The sequence below is a fragment of the Veillonella sp. genome, from assembly GCF_032470285.1.
Classification (GTDB): Bacteria; Bacillota; Negativicutes; order Veillonellales; family Veillonellaceae; genus Veillonella.
Genome location: NZ_JAWEKP010000017.1, coordinates 1 through 1,908, shown reverse-complemented (window position 1 = coordinate 1,908; position 1,908 = coordinate 1). Strand labels below are relative to the sequence as shown.

Here is a 1,908-nt window from a genome sequence, read left to right as displayed (position 1 = left end):
GGGGCTGTAACAAAACAGTCCCTTAACCTAAACAAGCTATTAGTTAATTTTAGATAATCAACTAATAGCTTGTTTCTGTATTTCTAAGCAAAAAGGGCCCCGAAGGGCCCTTTTCGTTGGTATAATTAAATTATGAAGAAAAACCATACCAATGAATCTAATTATACCAAACTAGTAATGCCTCGCCAACTAGTTTTACCATTGGATTATGGCATTTTGATAAAAGAAACAGCGCCTGTGCGGTTACTTGATGCTGTATTGGAGGAATTAGACTATAAAGAGTTACAGCATTTGTATTCTCTTAAAGGGAGAAAATCTAAAGTGCCACCGCATATTCTGTTCAAAATTTTTGTCTATGCTATGTCCAACGGCGTGTATTCTACACGTATGATACAACAACAATGCGAAGAAAATATTAATTATATGTGGCTTCTTCAAGGCTATTCAGCCCCAAGTCATATGACTTTCCAACGATTTTTTACCCGTTGTACACTAGATATCTTAATGAATCTGTTTTCACAGCTAATGGAAGCTATTAACAGACATGATACCTTAACATTCAATGAAGTCTTTATTGATGGAACTAAGCTAGAAGCTAATGCCAACAAATACACCTTTGTCTGGCGAAAAGCAGTGCAAAAAAGACTAGATACATTACCATCTAAATTAGCTATATTAAAGCAAGACATCTGGAATGAATTAGGGCTAGATACCCATTGTATGAATGATGAATGTATATATACCTTCCTCGCTAAAGAAATTGAAGTACAACATATGGAGCTCGTACAAGGAAAAGGTAAGCATAAAACACCATTACAACGGTTGTATGAGCGAGCAGAAGCTTTATATGACAAGCGAAAAGAATACGAACAGCAATTGTATATTATGGGTGAACGCAACAGTTATTCTAAAACAGATCATGATGCGACGTTTATGCGTATGAAGGAAGACCATATGCGTAATGGACAGCTTAAACCTGCCTACAATGTACAATTAGCTGTTCATTCTGAATATATTATGGGCATTGGTGTATTTTCTAAATCCAACGATACGAATACATTAATTCCATTTATACAGCAATTAGAAGAGATCCATAGGCACCGATTCACATATGTGGTAGCTGATGCTGGTTATGATAGCCATGAGAACTTAATTTGGTTAAAGAACAACCATTACCTATCTTGTATAAAGCCTCAATATTACGAAAAAGCGAAAACTAGAACTTGGACCAAGGATATTAGCAAAGCTCGTAATATGGAGTATATACCTGAAGAAGATGCATTTACATGTGCAAAAGGACGTAAATTAAAATATGCCTTCACGCGTAAGGCGGAAAACAAAACAGGATTTGTATCTGAGCGAAAGGTATATATTTGTGAATCTTGTAACCGATGTGGATACAAAAAGAAATGCCAACGGTATGTGAAACCAACGACAGAAAATCCAGTAAAAAGAATTGAGATTACACCTGCGTATGATGCCGTACTGGCAGAGAACCAAGATAGATTACTCAGTGATACAGGCATTCAATTACGAATGAACCGTTCCATTCAAGTAGAAGGCGCATTTGGTGTGTTAAAACAAGATCTTGGATTTAGACGATTGTTACACCGTGGTAGTGGAAACGTGCATAAGATGTTATATCTATTATCCATGGGATTCAATCTAGCAAAATTACATAACAGAATACAAGCAGGACGAGTTAATACAACATTATTTACGGCAAAACAAACTGCTTAAACCAAGAAATTTTTTAATAGGCCTAGCGGCCTATTTAAGTGCGCCTAAAAACAAGAAACACCAAGAAAACATACGATTTTACAAATCTAATTTTCTTGGTGTTTCTTATATTTTAAAGGGACTGCAACTAGAATGCGGTAAAACCGTATTCTGTTACAGCCCCTTTTT

Annotated in this window: 1 protein-coding gene; it reads left to right on the top strand. The window is 35.9% G+C overall.

Annotated elements, in window-relative coordinates; genetic code table 11:
• The first annotated feature begins 132 nt into the window (after positions 1–132).
• Positions 133–1,740 (top strand): IS1182 family transposase, encoded by a 1,608-nt coding sequence (locus E7B10_RS09550; protein ID WP_316055626.1) that lies wholly within the window; start codon positions 133–135, stop codon positions 1,738–1,740.
• Positions 1,741–1,908 lie beyond the last annotated feature (168 nt).

Excerpts from the sequence above, each read along its gene's own strand:
- E7B10_RS09550 (WP_316055626.1), top strand. The coding sequence starts at position 133 with ATGAAGAAAAACCATACCAATGAATCTAATTATACCAAACTAGTAATG.